General features: G+C 71.4%; 16 protein-coding genes. 8 read left to right on the forward strand and 8 right to left on the reverse strand.

What is annotated here, in order from left to right:
- Positions 1-970 (reverse strand): aminotransferase class III-fold pyridoxal phosphate-dependent enzyme (locus tag ACR2FV_RS06080; RefSeq protein WP_434014800.1); only part of this gene is annotated, 970 nt, incomplete at its 3' end.
- A gap of 126 nt (positions 971-1,096) precedes the next feature.
- Between ACR2FV_RS06080 and ACR2FV_RS06085 the strand changes: the two genes are divergently transcribed.
- Entirely contained in the window at positions 1,097-1,327 is a 231-nt protein-coding gene (locus tag ACR2FV_RS06085; RefSeq protein WP_434014801.1) for a PucR family transcriptional regulator ligand-binding domain-containing protein, read from the forward strand.
- Positions 1,309-1,638, forward strand: a complete 330-nt coding sequence (locus ACR2FV_RS06090; protein ID WP_434014802.1) for a hypothetical protein — start codon at positions 1,309-1,311, stop codon at positions 1,636-1,638. Before ACR2FV_RS06085 ends, ACR2FV_RS06090 begins: the two co-directional genes overlap by 19 nt.
- A gap of 233 nt (positions 1,639-1,871) precedes the next feature.
- Here the strand turns inward: ACR2FV_RS06090 and ACR2FV_RS06095 are convergent, their stop codons facing one another.
- Together ACR2FV_RS06095 and ACR2FV_RS06100 are read right to left on the reverse strand one after the other, a co-directional pair.
- Positions 1,872-2,114, reverse strand: coding sequence for a hypothetical protein (locus ACR2FV_RS06095; protein WP_434014803.1), 243 nt, complete (start codon positions 2,112-2,114; stop codon positions 1,872-1,874).
- Positions 2,115-2,240: 126 nt separating this feature from the next.
- Positions 2,241-2,432: a hypothetical protein gene (locus ACR2FV_RS06100; protein ID WP_434014804.1), complete on the reverse strand. Its 192-nt coding sequence runs from the start codon at positions 2,430-2,432 to the stop codon at positions 2,241-2,243.
- Positions 2,433-2,558: 126 nt separating this feature from the next.
- Between ACR2FV_RS06100 and ACR2FV_RS06105 the strand changes: the two genes are divergently transcribed.
- Both ACR2FV_RS06105 and ACR2FV_RS06110 read left to right on the forward strand, forming a co-directional pair.
- Positions 2,559-3,968, forward strand: a complete 1,410-nt coding sequence (locus ACR2FV_RS06105) for a magnesium chelatase (RefSeq protein ID WP_434014805.1) — start codon at positions 2,559-2,561, stop codon at positions 3,966-3,968.
- Positions 3,969-3,978: 10 nt separating this feature from the next.
- Positions 3,979-5,970: a vWA domain-containing protein gene (locus ACR2FV_RS06110; protein ID WP_434014806.1), complete on the forward strand. Its 1,992-nt coding sequence runs from the start codon at positions 3,979-3,981 to the stop codon at positions 5,968-5,970.
- 10 nt (positions 5,971-5,980) lie between these two features.
- On the opposite strand, the gene ACR2FV_RS06115 is transcribed toward ACR2FV_RS06110, so the two are convergent.
- Both ACR2FV_RS06115 and ACR2FV_RS06120 read right to left on the reverse strand, forming a co-directional pair.
- The gene (locus tag ACR2FV_RS06115; protein ID WP_434014807.1) at positions 5,981-7,672 is read right to left on the reverse strand and encodes a cell wall-binding repeat-containing protein; all 1,692 of its coding nucleotides are present in this window, start codon (positions 7,670-7,672) and stop codon (positions 5,981-5,983) included.
- Positions 7,561-8,520 carry a fibrinogen-like YCDxxxxGGGW domain-containing protein gene (locus ACR2FV_RS06120; protein ID WP_434014808.1) on the reverse strand — a complete coding sequence of 320 codons (960 nt, stop codon included), beginning with the start codon at positions 8,518-8,520 and terminating at the stop codon, positions 7,561-7,563. Before ACR2FV_RS06120 ends, ACR2FV_RS06115 begins: the two co-directional genes overlap by 112 nt.
- Before the next feature lie 397 nt (positions 8,521-8,917).
- On the opposite strand from ACR2FV_RS06120, the gene ACR2FV_RS06125 reads away from it, so the two are divergent.
- Entirely contained in the window at positions 8,918-9,163 is a 246-nt protein-coding gene (locus ACR2FV_RS06125; RefSeq protein ID WP_434014809.1) for a hypothetical protein, read from the forward strand.
- 81 nt (positions 9,164-9,244) lie between these two features.
- Here the strand turns inward: ACR2FV_RS06125 and ACR2FV_RS06130 are convergent, their stop codons facing one another.
- Together ACR2FV_RS06130 and ACR2FV_RS06135 are read right to left on the reverse strand one after the other, a co-directional pair.
- Positions 9,245-10,012 (reverse strand): hypothetical protein, encoded by a 768-nt coding sequence (locus ACR2FV_RS06130; RefSeq protein WP_434014810.1) that lies wholly within the window; start codon positions 10,010-10,012, stop codon positions 9,245-9,247.
- A gap of 124 nt (positions 10,013-10,136) precedes the next feature.
- Positions 10,137-10,346: a hypothetical protein gene (locus ACR2FV_RS06135; RefSeq protein WP_434014811.1), complete on the reverse strand. Its 210-nt coding sequence runs from the start codon at positions 10,344-10,346 to the stop codon at positions 10,137-10,139.
- 134 nt (positions 10,347-10,480) lie between these two features.
- Here ACR2FV_RS06135 and ACR2FV_RS06140 point away from each other — a divergent pair, with 134 nt between their 5' ends.
- Both ACR2FV_RS06140 and glyA read left to right on the forward strand, forming a co-directional pair.
- A complete protein-coding gene (locus ACR2FV_RS06140) occupies positions 10,481-11,401 on the forward strand; it encodes a LysR family transcriptional regulator (protein WP_434014812.1) in 921 nt (306 codons plus the stop codon).
- Complete coding sequence (gene glyA / locus ACR2FV_RS06145; RefSeq protein ID WP_434014813.1) at positions 11,398-12,726, forward strand: serine hydroxymethyltransferase; 1,329 nt, start codon at positions 11,398-11,400, stop codon at positions 12,724-12,726. The genes ACR2FV_RS06140 and glyA overlap by 4 nt, the downstream gene beginning before the upstream one ends.
- Here glyA and ACR2FV_RS06150 read toward each other — a convergent pair.
- Positions 12,708-13,190 (reverse strand): HNH endonuclease, encoded by a 483-nt coding sequence (locus ACR2FV_RS06150; protein WP_434014814.1) that lies wholly within the window; start codon positions 13,188-13,190, stop codon positions 12,708-12,710. The genes glyA and ACR2FV_RS06150 overlap by 19 nt on opposite strands.
- Positions 13,191-13,386: 196 nt before the next feature.
- On the opposite strand from ACR2FV_RS06150, the gene ACR2FV_RS06155 reads away from it, so the two are divergent.
- Positions 13,387-13,599 (forward strand): hypothetical protein, encoded by a 213-nt coding sequence (locus ACR2FV_RS06155; protein ID WP_434014815.1) that lies wholly within the window; start codon positions 13,387-13,389, stop codon positions 13,597-13,599.
- The last annotated feature ends 425 nt before the right edge of the window (positions 13,600-14,024 follow it).

Raw genomic sequence — 14,024 nt, forward strand, 5'->3', positions numbered from 1 at the left:
CCTCCTGCGCCAGGGGCTCCAGCACATCGCGGACGCTCTGCTCGATCCGCCGGGCGGCGCCCAACAGCTCACCGTCCTCGAGCATGTCCAGCACGCCCAGGGCTGCGGCGCAGGCCAGCGGGTTGCCGGCATATGTGCCGCCGATGCCGCCGGGGTGCACCGCGTCCATCAGCTCGGTCCGGCCGGTGACGGCGGACAGCGGCAGCCCGCCACCGAGCGCCTTGGCCGAGCACACCAGGTCGGGCACGACGAAGCCGCCCTCACCCTGCACCGGCTCCACGACGACGGCGGCGACCGTGTCGGGGCCAATCGTGGCGAGCAACTCCTCCAGGGCGGCCAGCGCCTCCTGCGCACAGTGCTCCGGGCCGGTCGGCCACCGCAACGGGTAGGCGTACGGGGCCCGGTGCACGTGGTCGGGGAACGGACCGAAGCCGTGCTTGTAGGGCATGTCCTTCGCGGTCATCGCCATGGTGAGCATGGTGCGGCCGTGGTAGGCGTGGTCGAAGACCACCACCTCGCTGCGACCGGTGGCGTAGCGGGCGATCTTGACGGCGTTCTCAATCGCCTCCGATCCGGTCGTGAAAAGGGCGGTGCGCTTGGGGTGGGTGCCCGGCGTGAGCGCGTTGAGGCGTTCGGCGACCTCGAGGTAGCTGTCGTACTCGGTCACCATGAAGCAGGTGTGCGTGAACCGCTCGGCCTGCTCCTGCACGCGGCTGACCACCTGCGGCGCGCTGGCACCGACACTGGTGACCGCGATGCCCGAGCCGAGGTCGATGAGCTGGTTGCCGTCGACGTCGCGGACGATGCCGCCGTCGGCGCGCTCCACCCATATCGGCAGCACCGTCCCCATCCCCGGTGGCACCGCGGTGTCGCGCCGGCTCTGCAGCTCGCGGGACCGGGGGCCGGGCACCTGCGTGCGCAGCAGCCGGCGCTGCTCCAGCGCCGGAAGGTCGAGATCGACGTCGGTCATCAGGCTCCTGAGAAGAGGTCGACAAGGGGGTCCCACCAGGCTAAGCCCCGAGGAACCCCCCGTCCTCGTACCATTCGGCGGTAGTCGGGCAGAGGTGAGATGATATGTACAACCGAAGGAGGCCCGGTGCCCGACCTGACCGAGCTCTGCGCGGCCCTGGGCGCCGACCTGGTGCCCGTGCCGGGAAGTGCGCCCGCTTCTGTGCCGGTCACGGCGGTGCACGTCAGCGAGCTCACCGACCCGACTCCGTTCCTGGAGGGTGGCGAGCTGCTGCTGACCACCGGTATGGCGTTGCGGCCCCCCGCTCCCGACGTCACCGCATACGTGGCGAAGCTGGGGTGGCGGCCCTCGCCCTGAGCCCGGGGCCGGTCCTGGACGACCTGCCCGACGGGCTGACCCGGATCTGCCGGGAGCGTGGACTTCCGTTGCTCACGGTGCCCTCGCCGACCCCGTTCCTGAAGATCGCGCGGGCCTACTGGGGGTTGCTGGCCCGCTCCGGTCAGGAGCGGCTCACCGCCTCGCTCGGCGCTGCTGTCTGCCGAGGGCGACGTCCGTGCGGTCTGGCCACAGGCGCAGGAGCCGCAGGCGCGGCAGGCGGCCACGGAGATCGGCCGCCTGCGGGTCGCCGGGCCGCACTCCTCGGCGACCTTCCCGCTGGGGGTCGATGACGCGGCTTGGTGCTCTCGCACGCCGTCCAGACGGACACACTCCAACAGCTTGGCGTAGGTGTTGTTGCTCCGGTTGTCACACCATCTGCGACCTCCAAGTCGCTCGATCGAACTCGACCTGCCGAATCTCGTGCGGCCCACGGACCGTGTCTATGCCTGCCGATGATCTGCAGATAGGTGTCGCGAGGGGCGCGGCCCCGGGCGTAGCGCCGCGGCACCGCCCGCCGTTGCCCTCAGGCCACGGGCAGGTAGTGGCCCAGGCGGCGATCCCTACGGTGCGTCGCCCGCCAGCTCAGGTCGACACCGTCCTCGAGAAGCGTCTGGGTGCACGTCGCGGCCAGGCAGTCCTGCGGGGTGTGGTCACCACGCACCTCCGCGCCGCGGGCGGTGGCCTTGGCCACCCAGGCGTCACGCTCTGCGGCGTCCTCATCATCGAACCACTTCACCGTGACGCGGCCGAGCAGCGATCGGCTCACGGTAACCACATTGGCGGACACAGAAGGTAATTTACCATCACATTACCCAATCTTGACAAGATCTGATTCAAAGTGGGACCTCGGGATGATGGGGGCCTGGTGATCCCGCGGCGTGACGCCTCGGGATCAGCTACCCGGCTCGAAGCCAGGACACCGGGCCATCGGGAGCCGGGGGTAGCGTGTCATCCGTTCGTCCCAGGCGGCGCGCAAGCAACGCAGGTATGCCGGGCCGCGCCGGGTCTGGTTGACCTGGGCATGTACGCACTGGCCGCACAGCCCGGCGGGGGCGCCCAGCGTGGTCTGGTCCGCACGCGTCATACCGCTCACCGTAGCCACTGCCGGCCGCCGCGCGCATCGGCATACCGGCGACGGGTGACGACGGCCGGTGGCGAATGGAAACGCCCGCGACATACGCCTGTCAGCCTTCGGAGTTACCGTGAAGTAGTGACGCACCCCGCGCAGTCCACCGACCGTCCCGCCGACACCACGCTCGCCGGCCTGCGCGACTCCGGGCACGAACTGGGCAGCCTCAAGCAGGAGATTCGAGCCAACCTGCTCGCCGCGCTGGCCGCGGGGGAGGACCCGTGGCCCGGCTTGCACGGCTTCGCGGACACCGTCATCCCCCAGGTGGAGCGGGCGCTGCTCGCCGGACACGACATCGTGCTGCTCGGCGAGCGCGGCCAGGGCAAGACCAGGCTGCTGCGCACCCTTGTCGGGCTGCTCGACGAGTGGACCCCGGTCATCGCGGGCTCCGAGCTGGGCGAACACCCCTACGCACCCGTCACCCCGACCTCGGTCCGGCGTGCCGGTGAGCTCGGCGACGACCTCCCGGTCACCTGGCGACACCGCTCGCAGCGGTATGCCGAGAAGCTGGCCACCCCGGACACCTCCGTGGCCGACCTGATCGGTGACGTCGACCCGGTGAAGGTCGCCGAGGGCCGTTCGCTGGGCGATCCGGAGACCATCCACTTCGGGTTGATCCCTCGCTCACACCGCGGGATCGTCGCCATCAACGAGCTCCCCGACCTGGCTGAGCGCATCCAGGTCGCCATGCTCAACGTGATGGAGGAGCGCGACATCCAGATCCGGGGCTACATCCTGCGCCTCGATCTCGACGTGCTCGTGGTGGCCAGCGCCAACCCGGAGGACTACACCAACCGGGGACGCATCATCACCCCGCTCAAGGACCGCTTCGGCGCCGAGATCCGGACGCACTACCCCGTGGTGTTGGAGGACGAGGTCGCGGTGATCGCCCAGGAGGCCGACCTCGTCGCGACCGTGCCCGAGCACCTGGTCGAGATCCTGGCCCGCTTCACCCGCTCGCTGCGCGAGTCCGGCGCCGTCGACCAGCGATCGGGGGTGTCTGCGCGATTCTCGATCGCCGGCGCCGAGACCGTGGCCGCCGCCGCCCTGCACCGGGCGACCACCCAGGCCGAGCCGCACGCCGTCGCTCGCGTGGTCGACCTGGAGCCGGCCGTCGACGTCCTCGGCGGCAAGGTCGAGTTCGAGTCCGGAGAGGAGGGCCGGGAGCGCGAGATCCTCGATCATCTGCTGCGCCGGGCCACCGCCGACACCGTGCGACACCGGCTGGGCGGCATCGACCTGGGTCTGCTGGTCGAGGCGCTGGAGGGCGGGTCGAGCGTCACCACCGGCGAGCAGGTCACTGCCCTCGACGTGCTCGCGGGGCTGCCCGTGCTCGGCGAGTCCGACGTCTACGACCAGGTGATGGACCGGCTCGGCGCCACCAACGACGGCGAGCGCGCCAGCGCCATCGAGCTCGCGCTGGAGGGCCTCTACCTCGCCCGCAAGGTCTCCAAGGAGTCCACCGAGACCGGCGAGAAGCTCTACGGCTGAGGAGCACACGATGCGCCGGGACGACCGACACCGCTCCCGCTACGGCAGGTATGCCGGCGGGCCGGACCCGCTCGCGCCTCCCGTCGACCTGGCCGAGGCCTTGGCGGCCATCGGCGACGACGTCATGGCCGGCGCCTCCCCGGAGCGGGCGATGCGTGAGTTTCTGCGCCGCGGCGGCCGGGACCAACAGGGGCTCGACGAGCTGGCCCGCCGGGTGGCCGAGAAGCGCCGTGAGCTGCTGCAGCGCCATAACCTCGACGGCACGATGGCCCAGATCCGCGAGCTGCTCGACCGTGCCGTGCTCAGCGAGCGCAAGCAGCTGGCCCGCGAGATGGGCGAGGACGCTCGCTTCGCCGAGATGCAGATCGAGGCTCTGCCGGGTTCGACGGCCGCGGCGGTCTCCGAGCTGAGCGACTACCCCTGGCACAGCAGCGACGCCCGGGCCGACTACGAGCAGATCAAGGACCTGCTCGGCCGGGAGGTGTTGGACCAGCGCTTCGCCGGCATGAAGCAGGCCCTGGAGGGTGCCACCGACGCCGACCGGGCCGCGGTCAACGAGATGCTGCAGGACCTCAACGCCCTGCTCGAGGCGCACCGGCTGGGCGAGGACACCGACCAGCAGTTCGCCGACTTCATGGCCAAGCACGGCGACTTCTTCCCGGAGCAGCCGCAGACCGTCCAGGAGCTCCTCGACGCCCTCGCCGCCCGGGCCGCCGCCGCGCAGCGGATGCGCAACTCGATGACCCAGGAGCAGCGCGACGAGCTCGACGCCCTGGCGGCGCAGGCGTTCGGCTCCCCGGACCTGATGAGCTCGCTGACCCAGCTCGATGATCACCTGCGCGCGCTGCGGCCCGGGGAGGACTGGGGCGGCTCCGAGCGCTTTGACGGGGAGCAGGGTCTGGGCCTGGGCGACGGCACCGGGGCGCTGCAGGACTTGGCCGACCTGGACGACCTGGCCGAGCAGCTGTCGCAGCAGTACGCCGGGGCGCAGATGGGCGACGTCGACCTGGATGCGCTGACCCGGCAGCTCGGAGCGGACGCAGCCGTGGAGGCCCGGACGCTCAGCGAGCTGGAGCGCGCCCTGCGTGACTCCGGGCTGTTGCAGCGTGGCGCCGACGGTCAGCTCAAGCTGTCGCCCAAGGCGATGCGGCAGCTCGGCAAGTCGCTGCTCAAGGACGTCGCCCAGCGGATGTCCGGGCGCGCGGGCGCGCGTGACCTGCGGCGGGCCGGTGCGGCGGGGGAGCGCAGCGGCGCCACCCGGGAGTGGGAGTTCGGCGACACCGAGCCGTGGGACGTCACCCGCACCGTGCTCAACGCGCAGACCCGCACCGCGGCCGAAGGTGGGGGACCGGTGCGGCTCAGTGTGGCCGACGTGGAGGTGCAGGAGACCGAGGCCCGCACCCAGGCCGCGGTGGCGCTGCTCGTGGACACATCCTTCTCGATGGCCATGGAGGGCCGGTGGGTGCCGATGAAGCGCACCGCTCTCGCCCTGCACCAACTCATCAGCACCCGGTTCCGCGGGGACGCACTCCAGGTGATCGGCTTCGGCCGGTATGCCGAGGTGATGCAGATCGAGCAGCTCACCGGGCTGGACGCCCAGTGGGACAAGGGCACCAACCTGCACCACGGTCTGCTGCTGGCGGCCCGGCACTTCCGCAAGCATCCCAGCGCCCAGCCGGTGCTGCTGATCGTCACCGACGGTGAGCCGACGGCGCACCTGGAGCCCGGCGGAGAGGTGTTCTTCGACTACCCGCCGCATCCGTTGACCATCGCTCGCAGCGTCCGGGGGCTGGACCAGTGCGGCCGGCTCGGCGCGCAGACCACCTTCTTCCGCCTCGGGGACGACCGCGGACTGGCCCGGTTCGTCGACCAGATGGCCGCCCGGGTCGAGGGGCGTGTGGTCGCCCCTGAGCTCGACGATCTCGGCGCGGCCGTGGTCGGCTCCTACCTCGGCTCGCGCCGACCCGGCTGGGCCCAGGAGCTCTGGGGCTGGGAGGACTGAGCCGCGATCGTCAGCGGATGTAGCGGGTCAGCTGGTCCTTGACGGTGTTGTTGACGGCGGAGGTGCCGCCGAGGACGACGATGCGCTGGGGGTTCAGGGTGTCCAGGGCGGCTCCGGCCAGGGCGTCGGGGAAGTTGAGGCCGTTGGCGACGTAGACGGTGTCCAGGCCGGCGGGGTAGGACTGGGCGATCACGGCTGCGGTGCCGAAGCGGTCGGTCCCGGACAGCCGGTCGACACCGTCGTCGGCAGGCTCGACCTTCAGCACCGGGGTGCTGGCCGAGACGTTGCCCCGCGCGTCTACCGCCCGCACGAAGAACCGGCCCTCGCCGGCACGGTCGACCGTCGCGGTGCGCCCACCGTTGGTGCGTGACACGACGCGGTCGTCGCGCAGGATCTGATAACCGCGGGGGGACCCGGCGGCGGCGTCCCACGCCAGGTCCACTGTCGTGTCGGATGTGGAGGTCACGTGCAGGTTGGTCGGCGCGGCCGGGGGGGTGGAGTCCAGCGGGGCGAATCGGGCGAAGCCACCCAGCCAGCGGCCCCCGGCGGTGGTCCGGCCGGTGGTGATGTCGCCGCCTGCCCACACGATCCCGTCGTCGGCGACCTCGAGGGCCCGGATCCCCTGACCCAGGCGCATGCTGAGCTCGGGGGTGAAGTGCGGCCGGTAGGCCCCGCTGGCGGTGTCCCACAGTCCGAACCAGCCGATCGCGTCGGCCTGGGACCAGGAGGTGCCGACGTTGCTCCAGGTGTAGGCGTCCTGGTAGACGAAGTTGGTGCAGTGACATCCGGCGAACAGCTGCTGGCCCGCGGTGTCGATGGCCTGGAAGTCACCGCCGCGCTTGGTGATGTTGCCCCGGACCCGCTCGTAGGTGCTGGTGGAGAACCCGAACAGGCTGTGCTCGGATCCACCTGCCCAGACCCGGTCCCCGGCCTGGGCGATCGCCTGTTGGTAGTTGGTGTTGGATGAGCTCCAGTTGGGGTTCCACGCGGTGGGGTCCAACGGTGCACCGGCCGTGGTCAGCACGGCCGCGGCCCGCAGCGCGGCCTGGTCGCGGGAGGTGCCGAAGTGGCCGGCGTAGTAGACCCGGCTCCCGTCGTCACTGGCGTCCAGGCCCCACACCCCACTGTTGAACTCCGGATTCCACGCATCGGGTCGGCCAGTGGCGACGTCGACCCGGCCGGCGTTGCGCGCATACGTCCGCCCGGTGCCGTCCGCACTGCTGAGGTGGGTGAACAGGCCACCCAGGTAGAGCCGCTGCCCGGACACGTCGAGCGCGCGCACCCGCACGACCCCCGGCGCGATGTTGTTCTCCATCTTGGTGCCCCACCCTGGCGTGGTGGCTCCGGTGCTCGGGTTCAGCGAGACCAGCCCCGCGACCGGTCGACCGTTGACGGTGGTGAAGTCTCCGCCGACGGCGAGCTGGCCGCCCGGCAGCGCCTTCAGTGCCCGGACCTGCTCGTTGACGGTCGGTGCAAAGCCGGGCAGGTACTCACCCGTGGTGGCGTTGAACGCGGCCAGGAACGACTGCCGCACCCGCCCGGTGCCCGAGCTGTCGCGCTGGACGTCGCGGAAGTTGCCCCCGACATACATCACGTTGCCGATCTGCTCGAACGCCTGCACCTCGACGTTGCCCTCGATCGAGGTGCTGCCGGCGATGCCGCTGACTCCCCACGGGTTGGGCAGCGCACGGGAGTCCGGCACCTGGGGCAGCGCGATCGGTGCGGTCCCCGAGTCGGGGACCGCCGGGAAGTCCAGGTCTGCACTGCGCAGCCGCGGGCACAGGTAGACCTCGGCATACGGCAGCGCACTGCCCTGTCCGGCTGTGGCCGACCACAGGTAGGACTCGGCGCCGGGGTGCCGCTCACCTGGGTGCCGTAGGCGAATCCCCAGTTGAAGCTCTGGTCGGACTGCGTGGTGGCGTTGACCCGGCGCAGGCCCTGGTCGGACCCGAAGTTCCTGGTCTGACCACCCGAGCCCGATGCGCCGTCGAAGCTCCAGGTGTCGACCCGGTGCTCAGCGCCCATCGTCCACACCCATCGGTCCCGATCGGCGAAGGTGAACCGGAGATCCTGCCACGCGGTGCCGGCGACGTTCTCCGCACGCCGCACCCGCACGCCGTCGCTCAGGTCGTCGACCCGGTGACCGTCGATCAGGGCGTCGACCGTGGTGGCAGGAAGCTGGATGGCTCGGGTCAGCGTCGGCGTCTCGCCCCACAGATAGTCCGGACGACCCTTGCCCTCGTATGCCGTGGTCCACTGCTCCCGGCCGCTGCCGATCCGCACCCACCCCCCGCCGTCGGTGGTCATGTCGCACCAGAAGCGCGCCGGCCCGGTCATCGCCGGGGTCAGCAACCAGTAGGTGCCGTCGACCGAGTCCGGGCGCAGCGCCTTGATCTCCCAGCACGAAGCAGCCGCAGTGTCGCGGCCCAGCCCTGCGCCCTCCGCCGATGGCACCGCTGCGGGTGCTGCGAGCCGAGCGGCCTGCGTGGCGTGGACCGGGCCGAGACCGGCAAGGAGCAAAACGGTGCCGAGCAGGCTGACGAGCAGCACGCGGACCTTCATGAGCTTCCCCCTGGGGTAAGACCTAAGTATGCCAAATCTCTCAATCACGTAAAGCGAGGGTAAAACATAGTGTGGCCACTGTCGACTCCGGTGGTGGGAGCTCCGACGAGCAGGTCGATGTGCGCACACTGCAGGCGACCTACTTCGCGACCGCCGGTCACCGGCTGTTCCGCGCCCGCATCACCCTCTGACGGCACACCGGAGGTGACGACGCCGGCTCGCACTTGTCGATCCCGACCCCGGACGGCGCGCTCTTTCGCGGGGGAGCCTCGCCGGGGCATGATCGGCAGATGTCGGAGACCGGCGAGCGCTTCGAGCCCGAGGATGTCCAGACTGGCGGGACTGGCTGGAGCAGCACCACGACCGAGGGAGCGGGGTGTGGCTGGTGATCCGCAAGAAGGCGGCGCCTGTGCCCAACCTGAGCATCCACGAGGCCGTCCGGGCGGCCCTGTGCTACGGCTGGATCGACAGCACGTCGCGCAGCCTGGACGGGACCCGCTCCATGGTCTGGGTGTCGCCGCGCCGCAAGGGCTCTTGGTGGAGTGAAACCAACAAGCGACCGGCCACCCGGACTTCCCGGGTCACGCAGACGGCCGAGCGCGCGGCCCGCGGAGAGCGGGCGCATCCGTAGGCCGCCGACCTGCACGGGCGACCGACGCAAGCGAGTGCCTCGACGGGGGCCGGCGACACGACATACCGCAGTGGGCGCGGCTCAGCCGCAGGTGATGTTGCCGAGCTCGGCCAGGCCCTCCAGGTCACCGGGGCCGTAGGAGTCGCGGGTGGGGGTGGCGTTCATCAGCTCGCCGCGGTCCGCGACGTGGCCCAGCCCGACCAGGTGCCCGAACTCGTGGTCCATGATCACCTGGGCCGAGGCGTGGCCCCGGTTCCAGAACGGCACGTCCAGGTCGATCACGACGATGCCGGAGACGTACTTCGCGTGGCCCATCCGCTGCAGTGCCGTGCTGCCCCCGATCCCGGCGATGTCGCCGGTCAGCTCAGGGGCCTCGTCCTCGTTGGCCCAGGCCACCAGCACCGGGTCTCCCGGCCCGCGCCGGGTGAAGTTGCGGTCGTCGGTCTCGCCGACTACCCGCAGGGTCAACCCCGTGGCGGCCGAGGTGCGAGCAACGGCCGTATCGACCAGCTCGGCATACCGCTGCGGCGCCCCGACCGGGTTGATCACGATCTCGATCTCCTGGCAGGGGTCGTAGCCGACCGGGTCGGAGCTGCCCGGCTGCGTCATCCCAAAGGTGAAGGACCCCTCACCGGCCAGCCTCGCCGGGGCGGGAGTCAGCCGCTCCTGCTCCACCCCGATCAAGCCGGTGAGGTCGGCCAGCTCGTATGCCGGGTGCCAGGCGACCACCCCTGCGGTCACCACCCCCGCGACGACCAGCGTGTTGAACACGCCGGCCAGGGCGGACCCGCGCCGCCGTCGCCGACGTCGCGCCGGGGGCCGGGGGATGCCCTCGTGGTCCCAGCTCATCGGCCCATCATGCGCCACGAGCCTGGATGCGGTCTGGTCGCGGCCGCAGACGCGGAAGCCGCACGGCCCCGCTTCATCCGGGGGTGCGGCTTCATCGGTGGCTCGGCGCTGGGCCGAGCGGGCCTCAGCGGAAGGTCGGGGCCGTCCGGGCGATGTGGTCGTACTGGTAGCGCGGGCCCTCGGCCAGCGTGTCGTTGCCCCGGTAGGCGGTGGCCAGCAGGTCGCGCATCGTCCAGCTGGACCATTCCTTGCGCTGGGTGGCGGGGGCGCTGAGGTGGCCGACGACGGCCAGGCCCACGGTCACGGCGAGGAGCATGGTGATGAGCAGGAACATGTTTGTGTCCTTCAGTCCGCCGGCAGGTCCGCCGCCGGTCGGGGGCCTCCGCATGGCGACCCACGGCTAGTGTGACAATTTCGTGTAGTAAGCACAAGCATACAGAAGATAACAATATACGTTAGTATCGCTTCATGTTCGAGTGGTCCCGTCTGCCCTTCCTGTATGCCGTGCACGAGGAGGGATCCGTGGCGGCCGCTGCCCGGTCACTGGGCTATACGCCCTCCGCGGTCAGCCAGCAGATCGCCAAGCTGGAGCGCGAGGTCGGCCGTACCCTGCTGGAGCCGGCCGGACGGGGTGTGGTGCTGACCGATGCCGCGCTGGTGCTCGTCGACGCGGCCCGGACGATGCAGACGACGGGGGAGACGACCCAGGCCCGCCTGGAGGAGCTGGAGGACGAGCTGACCGGCACGCTGCGCGTGGCCTGCTTCCCCTCGGCCATCCGCGGCGTGGCTTCCCCCGCGCTCGGTGCGCTGGCTGCGCAGGCCCCGGGACTGCGCCTGCGGCTTCGGGAGATGTCGCCGGACGCAGGCCACTTGGCAGTCGTCGGCGGCCGGGTGGACGTGGCCCTGGTCCACGACTGGGTGCACGACCAGGCAGCCTTCGGGGCGGGGGTCGAGGCGGTCTATCTGGTCGACGACGTCGTCGAACTGGTCGTGCCGGCAGGCCACCGGCTCGGGGCGGCGGGCAGCGCCGATCTTTCTGAGGTCGTCGACGACGTCTGGGTGACGGACGTGTCTCGCGGCATCTGCACCCGGTGGATCCTGGCCATGCTCCGCGAGCACACCGAGCGCCCGCGGATGGACTTCCGCGCCGAGGAGTACGCCTCCCAGGTGGCCCTCGTCGGTGCGGGACTGTGCGTGGGCCTGCTGCCCCGGCACGGCCGGCCTCCCCTGCCGGACTCGGTGCACGTCGTGCCGTTGCGGGGGGCCGCGCCGACCCGGCGCTTCATTGCGGTCTACCGCAGCACCACCACACGACGCCCGGCGGTCCACCGACTGATCGAGCAACTGCAGGCCCAGTTGGAGACCCCCGCTGAAAGGAGCACGTCATGACCGCCCTCGCCCACCGACCCTGGGTGCCCGTGCCCAGCGAGGAGCTTGTGCAGTCGGTCGCTGCCGCGACGACCGGGCGCACCGGAGCCGAGAACCTGACCGAGCTGGATCGACTGGTCGCGGACAACCGGCGCATCCACGACCGGGACTGCGTCAACCTCAACCCCGCCACCAATGTCATGAACCCGCGCGCGGAGGCGATGCTGTCGGCGGGGCTCGGCTCCCGCCCGTCGCTGGGCTACCCGGGCCAGAAGTACGAGACAGGGCTGGAGGCCATCGAGCAGATCGAAGTCCTCGCCGCCGAGCTGTCGGCCGCCGTCTTCGGGGCCAGGTATGCCGAGATCCGCGTCCCTTCGGGAGCGATCGCCAACCTCTACGCCTTTATGGCGACCTGTGTGCCCGGTGACACGATCATCGCGCCACCGGTCTCCATCGGCGGGCACGTCACCCACCACGGCGCCGGGTCGGCGGGCATGTACCGGCTCCGCACGGTGCCGGCGCCGGTGGTCTCGGACGGTTACACCGTCGACGTCGACGCGCTGCGTGTCCTGGTCCACCGGGTGCGTCCGCGGCTGATCACGCTCGGCGCCAGCCTCAACCTCTATCCCCACCCCGTCGCGGCCGTGCGCGAGATCGCCGACGAGGTCGGGGCCACGGTCCTGTTCGACGCGGCACACGTGTGCGGGCTGATTGCAGGCGCTGCCTGGCCGAACCCGTTGCACGAGGGGGCGCACCTGATGACGATGAGCACCTACAAGAGCCTGGGCGGTCCGGCCGGCGGGCTGCTGGTGACCGACGACGCGACGATCGCGCAGCGGGTCGACCTGATCGCCCACCCGGGGCTGACGGCCAACTTCGACGCCGGCCGGGCCGCAGCGCTCGTGGTGACGATGGTGGACTGGCAGGCGGTGGGCCGGGAGTATGCCGTCGCGATGGTGGCCACGGCCCGCGCGCTGGCCGAGGAGCTGGCGGCACGTGGGGTGCCGGTCTTCGAGGGTGCCGACGGGGCCACCCGCTCCCACCAGTTCGCCGTGCGGGCGCAGCGGTGGGGCGGCGGGCAGCAGGCGGCGCGGCGGATGCGCGCGGCCAACCTGCTGGCCTGCGGCATCGGCCTTCCCGACACCCCGGTCGAGGGTGACCTCAACGGGCTGCGGATCGGCACCCCCGAGCTGGTCCGCCTGGGAGTCCGGACGGAGCATCTGCCAGAGCTCGCCGAGCTGATCGGCGCGGCGCTGGACTCCGACCGCGATCCGGCGTCCGTGGCCGGCGCTGTCACTCGATGGCGCTCCCACCTCGCGGGGATTCACTACGTGCTGGAGGGGTGAGGGGAGCCTCGCACCGTCTTGGTCAGCCGGTGTCGGGTGCGCGGGCTTGTCCGGGGTGGTCGCGGTTGGTGTGGCTGGTGGTGCTGGCGCCGGTGTGGCTGGTGGTGCCGGTGCGGGCTGGGGTGTCGCGGCGGTGCAGGTCGGGGACGCCGTCCAGGGCTGGGGGGTGGGTGGTGCTCGTAGGTGTGGCCGGTGGGGGTGGTGAGCCGGGTGACGCGCCGCCCGTCGGGTTCGCGGCCGGGGGCGGCGCTGAAGCCGGGGGTGTCCTTGTCGTAGTTGCAGCGTTCGCACAGTCCTTGCCCGTTGTCCGGCGTGGTGGGGCCGCCGTCGGTGTGGGCCACGATGTGGTCGGCGTGCCGGCTCGGGGCGTCGCACCAGGGGGTGGCGCAGTGTTGGTCGCGGGCGAACAGTAGCTCGCGCACGGCGGGGTCGAACCGGCGCCGGTGGGTGTCGCGGTCGGCCACGGACCCGTCGAGGGGGGACAGGAACAGTCGCCGGATCCACGCGGACCGTCGCCCCGTGCGCCGAGGCCGGTTGCTGCCCTGCTGCGGCCCCTCGTCCTGGTTGTGCCCCTTCGTCCTGGTTGTGCTCGGTGTCCTGGTTGTGCTCGGTGTCTGGACCGCTCGGGCTGTCCGCTGCTGCGTCGAGGTCTGGTGCGTCGTGGTTGTCGTGTTCGCTGGTCCGGGTGGTGCCGGTGAAGGCCAGGTGCCGGGCGGTGGGGGCGGGGATGGGTCCGAAGCCGGGCACCCGGGCGGGGTCGGCGGCCTGGTCGAACAGGGCGGAGTCGGTCATCACGACCTGGATCTGCACCTCATACCCGTCCTGCACCGAGGCGAGGCCGGTCAGGCGTTGCACCAGGATGTCGGCGCGTAGCTGGTCCAGGGTCCGCGGGTCGCCCTGGGCGCGCTGTGCTTTGGCCGCGGCGTCCAACGCGGCGTGGCAGGCGACCCCGTCGGCCACCGGCAGGAGCCCGGACAGGATCGACATGGTGTCCGGTGCCGGGCGCAGCGTGACCCGCCGGTCTGCCTGCGCTTTGCGGCCCTGCGCCACGAACACTTCGGGGTCCAACGCGTAGGCCGCGGCCCGAGCGGCGGCCTCGGCCTGCCGGTCCGACATTTCGGCCAACCGCGGTGCGAGGGTCTCATCGACGACCTGGCGGTGCTCCACGCTCAGGCACCCGGTGGCCCGGACCAGCAACGTCGCGGTCCACTCGGTGATGTCCCCGGCGGTCAACGCACCCAGCGTGGCGGGCATCTCGGTGACCAACGCGCGGGCCAGGCCGAGGTGCCGGGACCCGC

It is taken from the genome of Ornithinimicrobium sp., assembly GCF_051004135.1.
GTDB lineage: Bacteria > Actinomycetota > Actinomycetes > Actinomycetales > Dermatophilaceae > Ornithinicoccus.